Origin of the sequence: Sodalis sp. RH15 (assembly GCF_047324255.1) — a bacterium.
Classification (GTDB): domain Bacteria; phylum Pseudomonadota; class Gammaproteobacteria; order Enterobacterales; family Enterobacteriaceae; genus Acerihabitans; species Acerihabitans ligni.
This window is the reverse complement of the sequence record NZ_CP178738.1, coordinates 2,341,098-2,356,822: the sequence shown is the minus strand read 5'-3', so window position 1 is coordinate 2,356,822 and position 15,725 is coordinate 2,341,098. Positions and strand designations below refer to the sequence as shown.

The 15,725-nt window shown below is 49.3% G+C and carries 17 protein-coding genes and 3 pseudogenes; 7 read left to right on the top strand and 13 right to left on the bottom strand.

The features are described 5' to 3' along the window. Nucleotides 1–16 precede the first annotated feature (16 nt). Complete coding sequence (locus ACL2XO_RS11040; RefSeq protein WP_203522043.1) at nucleotides 17–787, top strand: sulfite exporter TauE/SafE family protein; 771 nt, start codon at nucleotides 17–19, stop codon at nucleotides 785–787. Between the two features lie 90 nt (nucleotides 788–877). After that, on the top strand, nucleotides 878–2,008 hold the full coding sequence (locus ACL2XO_RS11035) for an AbrB family transcriptional regulator (protein WP_413742692.1): 1,131 nt from the start codon (nucleotides 878–880) through the stop codon (nucleotides 2,006–2,008). Nucleotides 2,009–2,060: 52 nt separating this feature from the next. Here the strand turns inward: ACL2XO_RS11035 and ACL2XO_RS11030 are convergent, their stop codons facing one another. The 3 genes from ACL2XO_RS11030 to ACL2XO_RS11020 are packed head-to-tail and all read right to left on the bottom strand — an operon-like array spanning nucleotide 2,061 to nucleotide 4,519. After that, on the bottom strand, nucleotides 2,061–2,813 hold the full coding sequence (locus ACL2XO_RS11030) for a GntR family transcriptional regulator (RefSeq protein ID WP_203522045.1): 753 nt from the start codon (nucleotides 2,811–2,813) through the stop codon (nucleotides 2,061–2,063). 51 nt (nucleotides 2,814–2,864) lie between these two features. After that, nucleotides 2,865–3,056, bottom strand: a complete 192-nt coding sequence (locus ACL2XO_RS11025) for a hypothetical protein (RefSeq protein WP_132922361.1) — start codon at nucleotides 3,054–3,056, stop codon at nucleotides 2,865–2,867. Continuing rightward, a complete protein-coding gene (locus ACL2XO_RS11020; protein WP_413742691.1) occupies nucleotides 3,056–4,519 on the bottom strand; it encodes an amidase in 1,464 nt (487 codons plus the stop codon). The genes ACL2XO_RS11025 and ACL2XO_RS11020 overlap by 1 nt, the downstream gene beginning before the upstream one ends. Nucleotides 4,520–4,652: 133 nt before the next feature. Between ACL2XO_RS11020 and ACL2XO_RS11015 the strand changes: the two are divergent. After that, nucleotides 4,653–4,835: pseudogene (locus tag ACL2XO_RS11015) on the top strand (IS3 family transposase); the annotation flags it as partial. A 288-nt stretch (nucleotides 4,836–5,123) separates the two neighbouring features. Then, nucleotides 5,124–5,381, top strand: a complete 258-nt coding sequence (locus ACL2XO_RS11010) for a hypothetical protein (RefSeq protein ID WP_413742690.1) — start codon at nucleotides 5,124–5,126, stop codon at nucleotides 5,379–5,381. A 479-nt stretch (nucleotides 5,382–5,860) separates the two neighbouring features. On the opposite strand, the gene ACL2XO_RS11005 is transcribed toward ACL2XO_RS11010, so the two are convergent. From ACL2XO_RS11005 to ACL2XO_RS10995, 3 genes are read right to left on the bottom strand one after another with little or no spacing between them, the layout of a single operon-like run. After that, on the bottom strand, nucleotides 5,861–6,610 hold the full coding sequence (locus ACL2XO_RS11005) for an SDR family oxidoreductase (protein ID WP_413742689.1): 750 nt from the start codon (nucleotides 6,608–6,610) through the stop codon (nucleotides 5,861–5,863). A 3-nt stretch (nucleotides 6,611–6,613) separates the two neighbouring features. Continuing rightward, nucleotides 6,614–7,231 (bottom strand): MFS transporter, encoded by a 618-nt coding sequence (locus ACL2XO_RS11000; protein WP_413742688.1) that lies wholly within the window; start codon nucleotides 7,229–7,231, stop codon nucleotides 6,614–6,616. 9 nt (nucleotides 7,232–7,240) lie between these two features. After that, the gene (locus ACL2XO_RS10995; protein ID WP_413723923.1) at nucleotides 7,241–7,474 is read right to left on the bottom strand and encodes a hypothetical protein; all 234 of its coding nucleotides are present in this window, start codon (nucleotides 7,472–7,474) and stop codon (nucleotides 7,241–7,243) included. A 300-nt stretch (nucleotides 7,475–7,774) separates the two neighbouring features. Between ACL2XO_RS10995 and ACL2XO_RS10990 the strand changes: the two genes are divergently transcribed. After that, a complete protein-coding gene (locus ACL2XO_RS10990; RefSeq protein ID WP_413742687.1) occupies nucleotides 7,775–7,996 on the top strand; it encodes an isocitrate lyase/phosphoenolpyruvate mutase family protein in 222 nt (73 codons plus the stop codon). Nucleotides 7,997–8,136: 140 nt separating this feature from the next. On the opposite strand, the gene ACL2XO_RS10985 is transcribed toward ACL2XO_RS10990, so the two are convergent. Then, nucleotides 8,137–8,880: an SDR family NAD(P)-dependent oxidoreductase gene (locus tag ACL2XO_RS10985; protein WP_413742686.1), complete on the bottom strand. Its 744-nt coding sequence runs from the start codon at nucleotides 8,878–8,880 to the stop codon at nucleotides 8,137–8,139. A 90-nt stretch (nucleotides 8,881–8,970) separates the two neighbouring features. Here ACL2XO_RS10985 and ACL2XO_RS10980 point away from each other — a divergent pair, with 90 nt between their 5' ends. Further along, on the top strand, nucleotides 8,971–9,531 hold the full coding sequence (locus ACL2XO_RS10980; RefSeq protein ID WP_413742685.1) for a TetR/AcrR family transcriptional regulator: 561 nt from the start codon (nucleotides 8,971–8,973) through the stop codon (nucleotides 9,529–9,531). Nucleotides 9,532–9,710: 179 nt separating this feature from the next. Here ACL2XO_RS10980 and ACL2XO_RS10975 read toward each other — a convergent pair whose 3' ends face one another. Both ACL2XO_RS10975 and ACL2XO_RS10970 read right to left on the bottom strand, forming a co-directional pair. Next, nucleotides 9,711–10,184 (bottom strand): hypothetical protein, encoded by a 474-nt coding sequence (locus ACL2XO_RS10975; protein WP_243701571.1) that lies wholly within the window; start codon nucleotides 10,182–10,184, stop codon nucleotides 9,711–9,713. Nucleotides 10,185–10,237: 53 nt separating this feature from the next. Next, nucleotides 10,238–10,327, bottom strand: a pseudogene (locus tag ACL2XO_RS10970) (hypothetical protein); the annotation flags it as partial. Nucleotides 10,328–10,967: 640 nt separating this feature from the next. Between ACL2XO_RS10970 and ACL2XO_RS10965 the strand changes: the two are divergent. Beyond that, the gene (locus ACL2XO_RS10965) at nucleotides 10,968–11,612 is read left to right on the top strand and encodes a DNA-binding protein (protein WP_413742684.1); all 645 of its coding nucleotides are present in this window, start codon (nucleotides 10,968–10,970) and stop codon (nucleotides 11,610–11,612) included. 38 nt (nucleotides 11,613–11,650) lie between these two features. Here the strand turns inward: ACL2XO_RS10965 and ACL2XO_RS10960 are convergent, their stop codons facing one another. From ACL2XO_RS10960 to ACL2XO_RS10945, 4 genes and pseudogenes are all read right to left on the bottom strand, one after another. Then, the gene (locus ACL2XO_RS10960) at nucleotides 11,651–12,361 is read right to left on the bottom strand and encodes an RES family NAD+ phosphorylase (RefSeq protein WP_413742683.1); all 711 of its coding nucleotides are present in this window, start codon (nucleotides 12,359–12,361) and stop codon (nucleotides 11,651–11,653) included. Nucleotides 12,362–12,735: 374 nt separating this feature from the next. After that, nucleotides 12,736–12,819 (bottom strand): annotated as a pseudogene (locus ACL2XO_RS10955) (hypothetical protein); the annotation flags it as partial. A gap of 213 nt (nucleotides 12,820–13,032) precedes the next feature. Next, on the bottom strand, nucleotides 13,033–14,475 hold the full coding sequence (locus tag ACL2XO_RS10950) for an IS1182 family transposase (RefSeq protein ID WP_413742682.1): 1,443 nt from the start codon (nucleotides 14,473–14,475) through the stop codon (nucleotides 13,033–13,035). 454 nt (nucleotides 14,476–14,929) lie between these two features. Beyond that, complete coding sequence (locus tag ACL2XO_RS10945; protein ID WP_413742681.1) at nucleotides 14,930–15,469, bottom strand: DUF2058 domain-containing protein; 540 nt, start codon at nucleotides 15,467–15,469, stop codon at nucleotides 14,930–14,932. Nucleotides 15,470–15,725: the final 256 nt, after the last annotated feature.

The following is a 15,725-nucleotide window of genomic DNA, read 5'->3' as shown; positions in this document are numbered from 1 at the left end:
TAAGGGGCATTGTTCAATGCTGATGTCTTCCATGGACCTGTCGTCCAACGGACCGTTGCAGTATTTTTTCCTGGGTGGGGTAGCGTTCTTTTCCGCGATTCTGGGCGGCATCAGCAGTTTTGGCGCCAGCCTTATCATGACGCCCGCCATGACGCCGGTGATCGGCATCAAAGCGGTGGTGCCGGTGATGGCCGTGGCCATGACGTTCGGCAATCTCTCCAGGATGTGGGTCTACCGAAAGGATATCCAGACCCATACCCTCCTGCAGATCATGATTCCCGCCCTGCCGAGCCTGCTGCTGGGAACCTATCTTTACAAGATACTCTCCCAGCACATGCTCGAACTGATTATCGGCCTGTTCCTGCTGGTAATCCTGCCGCTACGGCGCTATATGGCCCATAAACAAATCGTCCCCACCCCCGCCATGATCATCATGATGTCGGTTTTATTCGGCTTTATTTCCGGCGCGCTGCCCGGCGGCGGCGTGGTATTACTGCCCATCCTGCTGGGTATCGGCCTGGTAGGGGGCGGCGTCATCGGCACCGATGCCTGCATCGGCATGGCCACCAATATTTTCAAAGTGGTATTTTTCCTGCTTTTTTCATTGCTCAGCACGCGCTATTTATTATATGGCCTGTTAATCGGTTTCTGCATGATACCCGGAACCTACCTGGCCCGGTGGCTGCTGGGCCATCTGCACGTCAAAATCCATACCTATATTATTGAGGCATTGATTTTTTTCAGCGGATTATCTTTTTTATACAGTTTTATTATCGAACAGGCCTGATGCCAGGCCTATTGAGCCGGCAAGATATTTTAGTGAAATGGTTTCGGCAATACATGCTGTATTTATATTATTAGAGAGAATGCCCTATAAATGGTTAATATGACGATACCCCAGACATCCCATCGTTTTGCTTATTTAAGCATGATGCTGCTGTTATCCGCATTAATAGGCGCCGCGCTGGAAGCCGTTGATTTCAAATTGGGCTGGATGTTCGGCGGGGTGTGCGGCGCGGCGTTGACATCCTATTTTTTAATGCCGGCAATGACCTTAAGCGGGAAATTGTATATAGGCAATATGCGCCAGGCGGGACAGGCCATTCTGGGCGGAGGAATCGGCTGCTTGCTGCATTTCAGCGATATCGGCCGACTGGGCTGGTTTTTTTTCGATATCTTTTTCATGATGGTCATCTCCCTCATTTCCTCTTTTGTCCTGGCGGTACTCTATTCTCTCATTTCCACCCGGCAAACCGTCAAAACGACATTCTTTTCCACCCTGCCGGGAGGGATCGGCATCATGGCCAACCTGGCCAAAGAGTATGGCGCCAATGCCGAACTGGTGGCGATACTACAGTCGGTACGGATATTATCCGTGGTGGTGTTTATTCCTTTTCTGCTGCGCAATCTTCTGCATATCGATATTGACGCCATTCCGGCAATTCATGGCGAAAGCCATAGCGGACGTGATATTTTCAGCGCCGTATTGATATTATTGTTTGCCATGGCCGGCTATTATATGGGAAAAAAATTACATATCGCGTCGCCGTCGTTAATTGGCCCGATGCTGTTGGCCATCATCGTCAATAATCTTATGCCCGGCCAGTTAAGCATCACGATGCCGTCCTTACTGTCCCATATTGCTCAAATATTACTGGGTGTCACTATCGGCCACGGCATCATTTCACGCTTATTCTTCATCAAGCTGCGGGATCTGATTATCGGCCTGTTTTCCATAGTCCTGCTGCTGTTGTTTGCGGTGGCTATCGCCGCCTTGTTCCGCCTGGTGGCGGATGTAGATTGGCAAACCGCCATCCTCAGCACCGCTCCCGGCGGCGCGGCGGAAATGATTGTCCTGGCCAAAACCCTCAACACCCATCTGGAAATCGTGGTCACCGCGCAGGTTGTCCGGCAGATTATGGTTAACGCCCTGGTGCCGCTGTGGGTCGTGCTGTCCGATCGCATGGAGAACGTACTGCGCAAAGGGGCGATGGATAAGGAGATCTGATCGGAGTGAGGGCAGGCCCGCCAGGCCCGCGATCACCGAGGCATGAACTGTCTTAACGCGTGGTATTGGTGTAATACACACCCTGCCGGGCATGAATCAAGCGATATTCAATAACAAAGCCGCCGAGGTCATAAGCCGAGCGAATCACCTCCAGCACCGGCTCCCCCTCAGCGGATCCGAGATGCTCTCGATCCTCTTGATCCGCCAGGGCGGCGTAAACCTTCTCATCCACCCTCACTATCAAAAGATTATACTGGCGGTCAAAAAAACTGGCGATGCTGGAAGGACGAAGCCGGGCAAAACGCTCGGCGGCATTAGGACAAAAATCCCCCCGCACCACGATATGCTCGATAATCGCCGGACGCCCGCCCGCCGAACGCAGACGGGTCACCCGGCTTACCGGAGATCCCACCGCAATATCCAACTGCTGCGCGTCAAACTCCGTCGCCGTCCCTTCCGCAAAATCCAGATAGGTCGCCCGCTCCGTACGTTCGCCCTGCTCGGAATAGAAATTCAGAAACTTATAGGGCTTGGCCGCCTTGCCCCCTCGGTAGGTGGCGATGGTGGTGCCCCGGCCGCGCTGGCGCACCACCACGTTATCCTGCACCAGCTTTTCCACCGCTTTGCGCGCGGTGCCGACGCTGACGGAATACTCTTCGGCCAAGGCGATTTCACTGGGCACCAGATCCCCCGGCCGCCACTCGCCGCTCAGCACCCGGCGGATCAAATCTTCTTTTACCGTCAGATAAATCGGCTTGCGGGGTTTGGGTTGCTTCGGATCCGATGCCTTGGTTTGTTCAATCATAATGTGCCCAGTGTCGCCCCTAAAGTGCGGTTGCACGTCAAAAACGGAAAATCAGTACCGATCGGCGTCAATGGGCGGAATGGGTTCGGCCAAATCCATCTCTTTGCCCATGTGCGCTTCAATGGCCGCCAGCGCATCGAACCAAATGATCAGCCGGCGGTGAATATTGTCGATTTCATCCTCGTGCACCGGAATGCCCTGCAGAGCCAGCGCCGAACGAACGTAGTCAAGAGTCAGATGCATTATTGGTTCTCCTGTGCCATGAATCCCGCCACTGTCTTGGCAAGATCGGGTTTGACGGCGTGCCATCCCGCCGCGCGCTCATAGCTGTCGGCCACCTGCAGCACGGTTTTTTCATCAAAAGGCCGGCCGGCGAACTGCAATGCCAGCGGCAGGCCCTGACGGGAGAATCCCATCGGCAGAGAAATTGCGGGAACATTGGCCAGGCTGAACGGATAGAGCCCGATTCGCCGTTCCATCAGCCGCCTTACGGCATCATCCCCCGTATCCAGGCGTTCCTGCATCTGATCGATGGGCTTGGGCGCCGTGGGCACGGTGGGACAAACCAGAATATCAACCTGGTTAAAGGCGTCAAGCAGTTGCCGCCGCGCCAGGAACCGGCCGCGCATCGCCCGGTTATACACCGTGGCCGGAATCAGCGATGCGGCGGCCAGCCGGGTACGGGTGCCGGTATCGAACCGGTCATAGCGATCGCGCAGATACTTGCTGACAAACCAGGCGGCCACATCGGCGTCGAGGCTAAGCAGAATCAGCGGAACGGCGAACAGCGTCAGGGGCAGCGAAATAACCGTCACGTCTGCGCCCAACTGCCGGAGCAGCTCGATAGAGGTCTCAAAGGCAGCGCTGACTTCATCGCTGGTACTGTCGTTATAGGCGATTTCCCGCACGATGCCCAGCTTGAGTCCTTTCAGGGATTTACCGGGTTCCGGCATGAAATCCAGATCCGAATGGCGGCTCGAGAGATTATCCCGCGCGTCGTAGCCGGAAATCGCCGTCATGATTTGCGCGGCATCCGCCACCCGCCGGCAGATAGGCCCCAGCACGTCGGTGGTATAGCCTTCCATCACCGCACCGAAACGGCTCACGCGGCCAAAGGTCGGCCGCAGGCCCACCACGCCATTGAACGCGGCGGGACCGCGAATGGACCCGCCGGTATCCTCGCCGATGGAAAACGAACACATGCCCGCCGCCGCGGCTATGCCTGAACCGGTGGAGGAACTGGACGCCGAGTAATCGGGATTCCAAGGGTTGCGCGGCTCACCATAAGCAAAGTTGATGGTTCCCCCTTTGCCGAACTCATGCAGGTTCTGCTTGCCGATCAAAATCGCTCCGGCCTCGGTGAGTTTTTCAATCACCGCCGCGTTACAGGGGGCCACCGTCTCATCTTCATTCAGCACTCTGGTGCCGAGGGTCGTGGGGAACCCCAGCGCGTGCATCTGATCTTTAACGCCAAAAGGCAAACCGTGCAGAGGTCCGCGATACAGCCCGCCGGCAATCTCTTTCTCCGCCTGGCGCGCCTGCGCCAGCGCCCGCTCGCGATCGGTGGTTATCCAGGCATGCAGCACCGGATCCCAACGTTCGATACAGCGAAAACTGGATTCAACCAAGTCAACCGGCGAGATCTTCCTTTGCCGGATCAACTCGGCCTGTTCCGCACTCCCGAGCTGCAGTAATTCTTCCGCCATGCTTTTTTGCTCCGCCAAAATAAACCTTGTTTTAACACTATCATTAAAACTATAGAGTTTTAAGAAGAAGTCAACTTCCTTATTCTTATGGCAAAGCAAAAAAATGCAGCGCCTCATTGGGACGGCGTGTAAGGATAATGCGGCTTGCGAGGGCTTCTTCGGTCGGCTGAAAAATGAAATGTATTACGGCCGTGACTGGACAGGCATTACGCTGGAAGGATTTATGCAGAACGTTGGGACTTATATCGGTTGGTATAACGAGCGCAGGATCAAAATGTCATTAGGTGGAATGAGTCCTGTAACATACCGACAATAAAGGGAATTTTAATATATACCAGTCCAAGAAAACATCCGCACCCCCGATGGATCACTTTTGCACCGATGGCGACAGTAGGACGCAACTGCCCCAAACAATAAGGAATCCGCCTGACCTGCCCCCATCGTGGGTGGTCGGACCCGAAAGTCCGACCGGCACTTCGTTGCCCCCTCTCTGCCCCAGGCTCCCAGCAAAGGAATAAGAGTGAGGTTGTAGAGTGGCATGGCCGGTCTAAATGGTTCCTTAACGTTCCTAAGGTTGTCAAATCAGCATTAACGAAGACGCGGAATGTATTATCCGGTCATTATTAAACGGCAAGGTGAGTTCACCAGCCGCTTACTCTATATCAAGGACGAAGATAAAATAACCTCCGTTCTGCCCATGCATATTAACCGTTTCATTGAAGTGCAGACGCCGACAGAGGCTGAATTGCTCACCCTTTCCCCCACCTTACAGCGCAAAATACCTCCATCTTCACAGGAAGTCGACGACACCCTTCAGCGTCTGGCAATGCCTGAAAGCTGCGCCTCAATGACCGGGGCATAGACCCAGGACTACAACACGTGGTGGCTATAGCACTAGACTTGGACAATCGTGCCGACGTCAGTTATACCCTCACCCCGCGCGGAATTTTATTGTTCGAGGCCGCCAGAGAGGCAATGCAGCAGAGCACACATTAGTGGAGTCATTTGCCTGCATGTCCTAAACCTATGCAAGTTTTTCAGAGGTTGCCCAAGCTTTGACAAATTCCGGGACAAAAGCTTTTCTTTCGTGAATACGTCGATTATTAAATTCTGCTAGGCAATCGGAACAACTATCATTGCTAGAAAGACAACAGGGAGCAGTTTGGATATCGAAAATTATCGTACGTTAAGGCTAAATTTTAACCACGCATCTTCATTGAAAACCACCTCATCAAAACCCACCTTGTTTCTCATATGAAAGATTACGTTCAGCAAAAAAAAAGCTTCCGGAAGACCCCCCGATTTTACAGAACGTTAATGCATTAGTATGTATATAGAACTTCATTTACCACCGGCCAAGTCTATAAAACTGCCCGTCACGTAAGAAGCCTCATCTGACAAAAGCCATACTATGGCCTGAGCCACTTCCTCCGGCTGGCCACCGCGCTTCATTGGCAAACTGTCTTTGACTCGGTCGACACGGGACGCCTCACCACCATCGGCATGCATGTCAGTATAGATAAAACCCGGACGAACGGCATTGACTCGAATACCCTGCCCGGCAACCTCCAGAGAAAGGCCAATAGTCAGCGTATCAATAGCGCCTTTTGAAGCGGCATAATCCACATACTCATGTGGTGAACCGAGGCGCGATGCGGCAGAAGAAACATTAACGATGGCACCACCCTGCCCACCATGGCGAAACGCCATACGTTTTACCGCTTCGCGCGCACAGAGAAAACTACCGCTGACGTTAGTCGCAAAAAGTGTGGCTAAACGCTGCTCATTTACCTCTTCTATTGAAGCCTGAAGCATCAACATTCCGGCATTATTGACTAAGCCTGAAATAGGACCCAGATCTTTATCTATTTGCTGAAACAATGCCTCAACCTGCTCTTCCTGAGAAATATCAGCTCGTACGGCTATGGCTGTACCGCCTGCATGAAGAATATTTTCCACAACTTCGTGAGCACAATCTTCACGTGTCCGATATCCGATACAAACTTTGTGTCCTCTATTTGCAAGACAGAGTGCAGTCGCCCGACCAATGCCACGATCCCCGCCAGTGATCAAAGTAATGTTGTTTTTCATAAATTATTCTTCCAGTCGAAACCTTATTCTTTTCTTATTTATCACTATCAGTGCAGCAATGTACAGGCAAAGAAGCGCCATGAAAAAAACACGCCTTTCCCCCACCATAGTGGACTCGTTGTATCGTTGAACCAAAACAAGAGCTGGGAAGTTGCGAAAATCAGCGCCCCAATTATAATGCGTTGCTCTGGTGACATATTTGCCAACAACGGTCAGATACAACTGGGCTACCAGTACGGTAATCGCGTTGATGACCAACATAACTGTCACTAACTCGACTGCACGCACAGCGTCCAGAGCCAACAAATATTGCGATACAACTGAGTCTTTCTGCGCGTAAACCAGATAACAGATAATGCCTATTAGCGATCCACTGTCCGCAGCAATATTGACCATCAAGTAGCGAATTTGCAGCGCTAATTCTCGCCGCTTCTGATCCTGCAATAAATCACTCATCAGAGCTCGACTGGGGGCATCTATCCAAGGAAACGATATTCCCGTCAATAAAAGGCCACTAGCGAATAAAAACACACTCTCTGATAGCGCAATACTTGCATAACCAATTATTGCCAACAGACATCCTAATATCAGCAGTTTTTTTCTTCCTAAGCGGTCTGACAAAGAACCGCCCTAAATCCCCAGAACAACAGAAATTAACGCACAGCCGGACATCACGCTTCCAATCACAAGCGGTGACAATTGAAAATTACGCGTCAGAATAATGGATAGAAAAGGCCACGCCATAAAGTAGCTAAGCCGTGTGAGCAACGTAAAAAATAGCATGATGGAGACATTTTCGGGAAAGGTGGCCAGGGTCTGTCTCATTGTCAGGACATCACTGTATGGTGTAGTGCGATTTTTCATATATTTCTCATCAATAGCCTACCATTAGATACAGGTAGAACAATTCCTTTTTAGATTTTATGTAATGCTTGAGCGATGTTAACTCTAAGCATGATATGCATTTTTTATTAAATATTCATGATATTACATTCAAATATTAAAAAGTAATTATTAATCAATAATTAATTGTGACGTTCGTCAAATCATTGGTACATAAGAATAAAAAATAATGTTAAAAATAATTATTGACGAATAAGGATGACACCGATTAACTTAAAAAAAGGTAAACTGTATATTAACATCAATAATGGATGAATGACTATGTCTGACGAAGATGTTCGTTGGCTCCGATCAGAATTTTTGATGAAAAGCCATAATGCGCTCAGTGCCAAAATCGCCGAACAGGCAGGGTTCTCTGGGTTATGGGCTTCAGGACTCACTATATCTGCAGCTTTGTGGCTATCCGATCGCAACGAAGGCTCTTGGACACAGGTGCTTGATGTTGTTGTATTTATGACCGACCATGTAAAAATCCCCTATTAGAGCGAGAAGGGGACGTTTCAACGTGTTCATAACCTAATATCGAACAAGTAACGGACAAATTCAGCGCCATTACTTGATAAAAACTCCGCCGCACAGCTTTGATATCCTCGAAAGAACTTTGCGGCGAAGCCATTGCCCCCTCAGACTGCCACGAAGCCACCATCAACAAATAGCTCTTCTCCACCAATGAAGCTACTTTCATCTGATGCCAGAAACAGTACTGCCCTGGCGACTTCCCCGGTCTGGGCAAGCCTGCCAAAAGGGATGGCTTGATGCATCCATTCCTCCGATCCGGCATTGTTCTGCAAATACGTCTGCATAGCCGGAGTCAATACCATGCCGGGAGAAACCACATTCACGCGAATACCCTGGCTTTTCAGATCGGTCGTCCAGGTTCGTGCAAATGAGCGGATCGCAGCCTTTGTTGCGCTGTAAATAGACAGATTAGCAAAGCCTTTGCTACCCGCGCCTGAGCCGGTCAGCACAATTGCGCTGCCGGCAGACATCAGTGGCAGCGCCTTTTGCACAGTAAATACCAACCCTTTGACGTTAGTGCCAAATACCCGATCAAAGTGATCTTCCTCAATACCGCCGATTGGGGCGGACTCGGACACTCCCGCATTAGCAAATACCACGTCTACGCGGCCGTGATCGCTGCGTATTTTTGAATAAAGCTTATCAAGATCGGAAATACGGCTGACATCACCTTGTACACCGATTGCCCGGTTGCCGATTTCTTTTAGCGCCTCATCAAGGCGCTCCTGACGGCGGCCTGTGATATACACGTAGGCGCCTTCTGCCGCGAACATCTGGGCCGTCGTCAAACCGATACCGTCTGTACCGCCAGTAATCACCACGACCTTATTCTCAAATCTCATCGTCATATCTCTACTCGCTTAACTATGAAGTGGAGGGTTGCTCCATATATTATGTGGAGGTATCCTCCATTTAACAAGTTTAGCGAGGAAATAATTTTGGCTAATGAAACCCCATTGCGGGCCGATGCGCAGCGAAACAGGGAACGGATTCTTGCCGCCGCTGAGGAAGTCTTTCTTGAGAGAGGAGCTGGCGTTTCATTGGAAGACGTCGCAAAGCGCGCCGGTGTCGGAATTGGAACGCTCTACCGACGTTTCCCCACACGCGAAGTATTATTAGCAGCCACATACAGTGATCGATTTCTTGAGTTTGCAGAGGCCAGCCGCGCAAGAGCTTCTGCGCTTGATCCGCTGAGCGCTTTGCGTCTTTATCTCGAAGAACTCGTCCAATATACAAATTTATATCGTGGCATTGCGGTGTCGCTCGGAACGGTGTTACAGATAGGAACTCCAGGATGTCTTGCTACCAGCGAGGAGGGCTGCCGGCTTTTACTGCGCGGGCAAAAGGCGGGATCAATTCGGTCTGATATCAGTTTTGATGATTTGGTATGCATAGCCACTGCAATTTCACTCGCTACTGAGCAACACAGTTCACCTCAATCACATATTGCTCATTTGGTTGGAGTATTCATGAATGGGATTAAAAAGGGCAATGAGTGAGCCAAATGACCGCTCGCGGCACAAAACTTCCTTAGTGACAGCTTTTCCAGCCCCCAGTCATTCAGCAATCGGGGCAGCCGCCACTCACCCATTTGATAGATAATTGAATATTTCCTTGTCCGGGCAACCATGCGCGAGAACCCGCCATTAGGCAGGCGGGTTCTTTGCGTTCAAGGCATTCAGTTTTCCTTAACCATATCTAATTCCTCTATAAATTTTACCCCATCAGCGGTACGTATCCAGCGCGGCGCCCGCAGTTCGTCAGCGAAATAACTCACCAAATCAAACAGCAATCCGGTCAGTATGGGCTCCATTTCCGCCGATAACGTCCGTTCCGTCAACAGTCGCGCCAGCGCATGGGTATACCCGCAGAGCAAATCGGCATCCGGCTCAAAGCGAGGCGAGTTCATCGGGCGCTCATCCACGGTCAGGCTTTCAATCAAATGCGGCGGGATCGCGTCATCCAACGTGGGACGCAACTGCCCCAAACAATAAGCAAGCCGTCTGCAGAGCGCCTGACGCGACGCCGGTTCGTCTCTATGCAACAAAGCGTCGGCCAGGTTTTCACAATGGCCTGCCAGAACGGTGAAATCGGTGGTTGAATCGACAGGAATGGAAAGTAACGCGTGAGTTTGTGTAGGGATCGTAGCCATAGACATAAGGCAGCCTCAGTGAGTAATAAATTCTTCCCACCACCGGAGAGGCTAATCTCGCGGGTGGTGGAACCGAACGGGGTTAGCCTTACCGGCCTCACTGACACCGGCGCGTCTTTCGACGCCCCCGTCCGGCCCACCATTGAAAGGTAGCCGAACGCACGACACAAAAAAAGCGCAGACGCGCCTTATGTCGTCAGTGAAGTTATGCAGGAGGCTAATCCCGACGCCTGATTTTGCAGGCGCGGCTAAAAGATACCGTTAACGGCAATGAACCGCAAGAAATTTCGGCAGAAAAACGTTTATTAAGAACCTAAGTTTAATATTATTTATCAGTTAGTTAGTGAATAAAGATCCTAACTGTTCTAGCCCCTGAAAAGCAAAGACCAGCAAATGCCCCCTGTGTGGATGAATAAAATTTATGGTTTCTTTAGCGCTGGATGATAGGTCAGCATCTTGATGATTTGACAGCCAGACTTATTCTGGGAAATAACGCTCGCTTCTAACCGCTGTTAAACATGGTTCAAATGCTATTTCTTATTTTATTCAAAAGAGGCTAAGTGTCCGGTGATATATGGAGACAGTCTATGCCTAATCTGACAGACCGCTTAGAGCGATGAGCGGACATCCATAATTGTGTGCATGCTGACATCACGGTGTATGAATCGACCGGGAGCAGGTCAAAGCCTTACGCCTTTCTCGGCCATCGATTGTTTGAAAAACACCCTGAATTTGACCATTACTCAAAAATGAATTATTATAATCGTCAAATGGAGGTGCATAATGATTAAACACACCACAGCAGAAAGAGAAATCAATACATTAGCTAAGCTGAATGAGTCCCAGTTGACCCTTCTGAAAAGGATTAACAACCTCGCTATTTCCCTGATGCCTGAATTTGAAGACAAAAACCAGGCTATGAATGCTATCACGCTGGATGACGGTTCACTGATGCAATTGCTCTACACCGTTCAACTCGAACAGAAGACTCGCGTCAATGACTACGAACTGCGTAAAGTGCGCCGTCGTCGCGAAAATCTGGAAAGATTTTATCGTGAGCTCCAGGAGTTGGGCGGTACGCTAAAGGTGAACGACGTGGCCGATATCCTTGGCATCACCCGCCAGGCGATCAACATTCGCGTTAAGAAGAACAAGCTTTTAGCATTCAAGCAGAACGGTGATTTTATTTTCCCGAAATTTCAATTCACTGATAATGGGCCGATTCCCGGCTTTGAAGACGTGATGGCGGCATTCGAAGAGGATACCCATCCAATGTTGCGGTTGAGTGTGCTGAAATCACCGATAGAGGTTAATAGCGAAGGCCTGCAAAAGACGCCGATTCAAATCATGCAGGACGGTGCTAAAAAGAGTGAACTTAGTCTGGTCATCCGTGCTGCTAAACAGTTCGGAAATCATGTAGCCAGTTAACTGGTTTAAAAAGAGGGGCCAGCCCGCCCCTCTTTGGTTTACATGGGTTCTGGCGTAATTTCGAATCCAAGCAACTCTTCGAACATCTCTTCACCTGATATCGTTCCTTTGTGCCACCCCTTAGGGAACATGCCTACGTCAGTTTCAACGTAACTGGCATAAGGCCACATCCCCTGAGGGGTATCGGTAAAGGCTGATGTACTACCCGGTCGTTCCCAAAAGGCATAACAACGCTTATAGCGTTTATGTCTTGAGGTATAGGCAATCCCGTCATAGTCACGCCCGAAATGCGTATAAAGATGTTCCATTAGCCATTGAGTAAAGGCGTAATCCTCGTTCTCTAAGCTATCCAAAGGGATATGTAACAACTCACAGAGTGCTACAACATCAATCACTTTCACCGTCCTCATGACATCCACAGAGCACATATAGTGTTGTGAAAGTACCGATTCAGGATAAGATTTCTTTCCTTTGAGATGGAACAAGCGCCCGTATGCTTCCGCTGCCGCCGTTAACGCAGAGTCAGAGGCATACCATACCGCCACACTTCCCCCGGGAGGGTTGTATCGCCCACAGTCGTCTTTCTCAATTGGCGCGCTGAAGTTGATTGCGCTTTCATACAACTTCCTTTGATGACGCATCAAAAGACCTGGGCCTTGTTGAATGTCAATCGCCGGAATACGTCCAGATTTTTGTTGTGCAGCAATTCCTTGTGCAATAACGGTTTTATCAAATTTCCATTTGGTCATTTTTACTACTCCTTCTACAAACAGATTAAGCCATAGGCTCCACTCCATATTGATTGAAAAATAATCCCTGCCGTGCTTGCCCGGCAGGGTTCGCGAGACCACATGCATCTCAATCTCGATTATACCAAGCAAATTTTTTATGTTTCGGAAGTTTAAAAGGTTTTTTTAAAATACTTCGCATTCCTTCTCGATGTATTGATAGGTTTGAAAATCTGAAACAACGCCGAGGGTTTTACCGAAAGGAGGACCATACAGATCCTTATCAGGAGAATTAGAAATGATAACTTCACTGGATACTGTATTTTTAGTGAAGAGAGTTTGAGTTCGGGATCGATGCCGTTCAGACGGCAGCTCCCGATCAACCCGTACAGCTACGCGCCACGAACGCCGCCGTGATCCGAGCCGAAGAACAGATAATCTTGTCGACCCAGACACACCGTTTGCCGAGCGTTTTCCGCAGCCGTCGCAGGCATAATACGTCCGCTCCTGGCACAGGCTGTGTAAAAACTCGTTTTTTGCAGTATCTGAGTACTATCCTCAGTCAGGGATGCAAGATATTCCTGATATTGACTGTATTCGCTGTGATTTGTATGTAAAGGCAGAACGAGGCTTTTGTGGCTTGATATGGAGTGCTAATAGTTTGTTATTAGGAGTTAAGGTGGCCACTCCCGCTAATTACATTGCTCTCGCAGCTTAATGGCCAATCCTTCGGTACCCCAGATGGACATCATCCTTTTCAGATTATAAGCCAGCACATGCAGACTGATTTCTGTGCTGACGTTTTTAAACCGTTGCGTCAGGAAGTGAGTCGCTCCCATCCACATTTTAATTGTCCCGAACGGATGCTCTACCGTTTGCTTTCGCACGACAGCTGTTTGTGGTAATGCGTTAAGCCTGGCTTGCATGTCTTCCATTTCTGCTTCATGAACCCAGCGCCTTATACGTCTCGGATCGCGTTTTGATGTGGTGCACCTTGACCGCTGACTGCAATCGCGACAAGCAATATTGTTAAAGTACATTTGCTGCTCTAAACCATCCTCAACCACCGTAAATCTGTTCTGAAGCTCGCTACCCATCGGACAAATATAAATATCTTTTTCCTGGTCATATTTGAACAATGAACGATTAAAAAGACCTTTGCGGTCAGCGCCAGAGGTATCGCCTTTTGGTACTAAGGCTACGGCACCTAAGTCCTGCGTTGCTTTAATATCACCCCGGCTGTAATAACCTTTATCAGCCAGTACAGTAATATCCGCTTTGCCAACAGCGTCTTGCGCTAATTTTGTCACCGCTGTTAGCTGCCCACGGTCTGGTGTATTCGTTACTTCATGCGCAACAATCAGGTGATATTTAGCATCAACGGCAGTCTGAACGTTATAGCTAACCTGGCGGTTAACATTGTTTATCTTCATTAGCCGGGAATCAGGATCTGTCAGTGATAGCTGTTTATCAGGGTGCTGCACAACGGCCTGCTGGATTTGCTTGAGTTCTTTCAAACGTTTTTGCAGCCATGCCAGTTTTGCAGCGGTTAAACCTGAATTTTTTTCGGACTCCGCAGCCTTGTCAGCTTCATCGAGCTTATTCAGGTAAAGAGCGATACTTTGCTCTACCCTTTCGATGTGGCCTTTTGTTTTCTGGGGCGTGAAGTTATTCGATTTACTGTTTACTGCCTTGAACTTACTACCGTCAATGGCAACCACCACATCGGTGAACATCTGCAACTGCCGACATAGATCAATGAAAGCCCGGCAAGCATTTTTGATTCCTTTACCATTGCTTTTTCTGAAGTCTGCAATGGTTTTAAAATCAGGAGTTAATCGCTCAAGCAACCACATCAATTCAACGTTACGATGGGCTTCTTTTTCTAACCTGCGGGATGACTGAATGCGGTTCAGGTATCCATAAATGTACAGCTTCAGCATGGTTGCGGGGTGATATCCTGGCCGCCCGGTTTGTTTTGAATTAACGCGCTCGAAGCCAAGAGCATCAAGCTGTAATTCATCAACAAAGACATCAATAACCCTGACAGGGTTGTCTTCTGTGACAAAATCATCCAGCACTTCAGGGAGCAACGTCACCTGATGTCTGCCTTGACCTTTAATGTGGTGAGTCATATCTGCACCCGTAATATTTAATCGTATGCTTTTAATTTTATTAAATAAAGTAGGTTACCGCATGGGTTTATCAAGAATGGTTGATCATATAAAGCCACTGCTTAGACCAAAACGTGATCAGCCGTTTTCACACAGCCTGGGCACAAACTTGACGCTCACCCCCATTACATCCGGAACAGCAATAGGCACCCGCCTAGATACGATAAAGCCGAGAAGCCAAAAGACCTCATCCAGTGGGGGCTGGCTGCATGTTTCGTCCCTATGAAAAAATAAGGCGACAACTACCCTGACATAGGGGTAAATCGGTGATCGCAATCAGCGAAACACGCAGCTGGCAGCAAAGGCGTTGAAAAATATCCAAAAAACCCTGCGTTTTCCCTGAACCGGCAGAACAATAAATCTTAATGAAAAGCCCCGGGGGACTTTTCATTCATCAGCATCGGCAAAATGGTAATTACCACATCAAATCATCGGGCACCTTGAAATCGGCATACGGATCGTCTTCATCTTGCTCTTCCTTACTCAGCGCGCTGTTTAATACAATACTGCTCGCATCGCGCTGCGCAATTTTATCGGCTACGCTCGCGGGAATAATTGCGTATTCGCTTTTACCGTTGTTATCAACCACCAAACGAGCAATGGCGAGACGACCACTGATCAGCTGAGCCTGAGTAAGCTTATCCACGTCTATTTTTTTAATTACATTATTATCAGTGAAGTTAAAACCAATATCGCCTTTTGAAACGTCGATTCTGTTCATTTCAATGAGCTGCTTCACCTGGGCTTTATACTCTTTGGATAAAGCCGCTTGTTTTTGTTGTTCGCTTAGCTGTTTATCACGCTCAAGCTGGGCTTTTTTATTCTCTTCCACCGCCGCTCGTGCCTCACGCGCCTGAACCCGCGATTTTTTAGCCGTTCTTTCGACTTTGGCTATTTTTTTGCTGGTTACTAATCCAGCTTTCAGCATCTGCTCTTGTAAGGTGAGTTTTGTCATCTTCGTTTCTAAACCAGTTGAATAATGTGTGGGATTATACCCGTAATTTTTGAGACTGTACCAGATTGCAGGACCTGATCTCAGTGTAGCTTGAGTATTCACCTAGGATAACGCAGGGGGTGGCGCGTTATACGACATAAGTACCCCAGCAGGCTAGGTCGGCCCGCCATCGCCAAAGGTGAAAGCGAGCGTGTGAAAGGGAGAGCATGCCGAAGGGGTCTAAGCGGGCGTGGTTTTCCCGCCCGCCAGAGCGCCC

What these genes read in the sequence shown, in the direction of transcription:
- ACL2XO_RS11040 (WP_203522043.1), top strand. Translation starts at nt 17, where the DNA reads ATGCTGATGTCTTCCATGGACCTGTCGTCCAACGGACCGTTGCAGTAT.
- ACL2XO_RS11035 (WP_413742692.1), top strand. Translation starts at nt 878, where the DNA reads ATGGTTAATATGACGATACCCCAGACATCCCATCGTTTTGCTTATTTA.
- ACL2XO_RS11030 (WP_203522045.1), bottom strand. Translation starts at nt 2,813, where the DNA reads ATGATTGAACAAACCAAGGCATCGGATCCGAAGCAACCCAAACCCCGC.
- ACL2XO_RS11025 (WP_132922361.1), bottom strand. Translation starts at nt 3,056, where the DNA reads ATGCATCTGACTCTTGACTACGTTCGTTCGGCGCTGGCTCTGCAGGGC.
- ACL2XO_RS11020 (WP_413742691.1), bottom strand. Translation starts at nt 4,519, where the DNA reads ATGGCGGAAGAATTACTGCAGCTCGGGAGTGCGGAACAGGCCGAGTTG.
- ACL2XO_RS11010 (WP_413742690.1), top strand. Translation starts at nt 5,124, where the DNA reads ATGTATTATCCGGTCATTATTAAACGGCAAGGTGAGTTCACCAGCCGC.
- ACL2XO_RS11005 (WP_413742689.1), bottom strand. Translation starts at nt 6,610, where the DNA reads ATGAAAAACAACATTACTTTGATCACTGGCGGGGATCGTGGCATTGGT.
- ACL2XO_RS10995 (WP_413723923.1), bottom strand. Translation starts at nt 7,474, where the DNA reads ATGAAAAATCGCACTACACCATACAGTGATGTCCTGACAATGAGACAG.
- ACL2XO_RS10990 (WP_413742687.1), top strand. Translation starts at nt 7,775, where the DNA reads ATGTCTGACGAAGATGTTCGTTGGCTCCGATCAGAATTTTTGATGAAA.
- ACL2XO_RS10985 (WP_413742686.1), bottom strand. Translation starts at nt 8,880, where the DNA reads ATGACGATGAGATTTGAGAATAAGGTCGTGGTGATTACTGGCGGTACA.
- ACL2XO_RS10975 (WP_243701571.1), bottom strand. Translation starts at nt 10,184, where the DNA reads ATGGCTACGATCCCTACACAAACTCACGCGTTACTTTCCATTCCTGTC.
- ACL2XO_RS10965 (WP_413742684.1), top strand. Translation starts at nt 10,968, where the DNA reads ATGATTAAACACACCACAGCAGAAAGAGAAATCAATACATTAGCTAAG.
- ACL2XO_RS10960 (WP_413742683.1), bottom strand. Translation starts at nt 12,361, where the DNA reads ATGACCAAATGGAAATTTGATAAAACCGTTATTGCACAAGGAATTGCT.
- ACL2XO_RS10950 (WP_413742682.1), bottom strand. Translation starts at nt 14,475, where the DNA reads ATGACTCACCACATTAAAGGTCAAGGCAGACATCAGGTGACGTTGCTC.
- ACL2XO_RS10945 (WP_413742681.1), bottom strand. Translation starts at nt 15,469, where the DNA reads ATGACAAAACTCACCTTACAAGAGCAGATGCTGAAAGCTGGATTAGTA.